The following is a 1,200-nucleotide window of genomic DNA, read 5'->3' as shown; positions in this document are numbered from 1 at the left end:
TGTCGACTCCCCGTAAACTTGATCCAGGCATAAGCAGAGGTCTCCGGGCAAACTAGCCCCAAGGAGACCCACGATGCGCAAGAGCAAGTTCACCGAAAGTCAGATCGTCGCGACGCTGAAGCAGGTCGAAGGCGGTCGCCAGGTCAAGGATGTGTGCCGCGAGCTGGGCATATCGGACGCGACCTACTACGTATGGAAGTCCAAGTACGGCGGCATGGAAGCGTCAGACGTGCAGCGGTTGCGGGACGTCGAAGCGGAGCATGCCAAGCTCAAGCGTATGTATGCCGAGCTGGCGATGGAGAACCACGCGCTGAAGGATCTCATCGCAAAAAAGTTGTAGACCCGGCGCACAAGCGCCCGCTCATCTCGTGGCTGATGGACTGTCACGACTGGAGCGAGCGCCGGGCTTGTCAGGCGGTAGGGCTGTCGCGTTCGACGGCGCGGTATCGGCGCCGTCCGGATCGGGACGAGGCGGTGATCGCCTTGCTCGCCGAGCTGGCTGAGCGTTTCCCCGAGCGGGGCTTCGACAAGCTGTTCCAGCTTATTCGCCGTCGCGGACTGGTATGGAACCACAAGAGGGTGTGGCGCGTGTATTGCCTGATGCAGCTCAATCGCCGCCGTCGCGGCAAGAAGCGGGTGCCGAATCGGCACCCGATGCCACTGGTGGCTGGTGAGCAGATCAACAACAGCTGGTCGATCGACTTCATGTCCGATGCTTTGTGGGACGGTCGGCGCTTCCGCACCTTCAACGTCATTGATGACTTCAGCCGCGAAGCGCTGGCGGTCGAAGTCGATCTCAACCTGCCTGCCACGCGCGTCATTCGCACGCTGGAACGCATCGCCGCTTGGCGCGGCTACCCCACCAAGCTGCGCCTGGACAACGGCCCGGAATTCATTGCGTTGGCATTGGCCGAGTGGGCGGAACGCAAAAGCATCACGCTGGACTTCATCGAGCCGGGCCGACCGATGCAGAACGGCTTCATCGAGCGCTTCAATGGCAGCTTCCGGCGCGGCGTGCTCGACATGCACATCTTCCGCAATCTCACCGAAGTGCGCGAGCAGGCCGAGCGATGGGTTGCCGACTACAACAACGAGATCCCTCACGACAGCCTCGACGGGCTGACGCCCGCCGAGTTTCGGATTCAAAACGATCCGGCGACCTCTGATTTAGCGTGGCACTGATTTACGGGGAGTCGACAC

General features: G+C 61.7%; 1 protein-coding gene. It reads left to right on the top strand.

Annotated elements, in window-relative coordinates:
* Positions 1–73: 73 nt before the first annotated feature.
* Positions 74–1,182, top strand: a protein-coding gene (locus ACFPPB_RS20275; RefSeq protein ID WP_377330467.1) for an IS3 family transposase whose coding sequence is annotated in 2 segments (ribosomal slippage) — positions 74–335 and positions 335–1,182 — 1,110 coding nt in all. Because the reading frame shifts where the segments join, the coding sequence is not laid out codon by codon here.
* Positions 1,183–1,200: the final 18 nt, after the last annotated feature.

The sequence above is a fragment of the Rhodanobacter terrae genome (assembly GCF_042657005.1).
In the GTDB taxonomy this organism is placed as follows: Bacteria; Pseudomonadota; Gammaproteobacteria; order Xanthomonadales; family Rhodanobacteraceae; genus Rhodanobacter; species Rhodanobacter terrae.
Note: the sequence above shows the minus strand (reverse complement) of the source record. Positions and strands in the feature narration are given on the sequence as shown.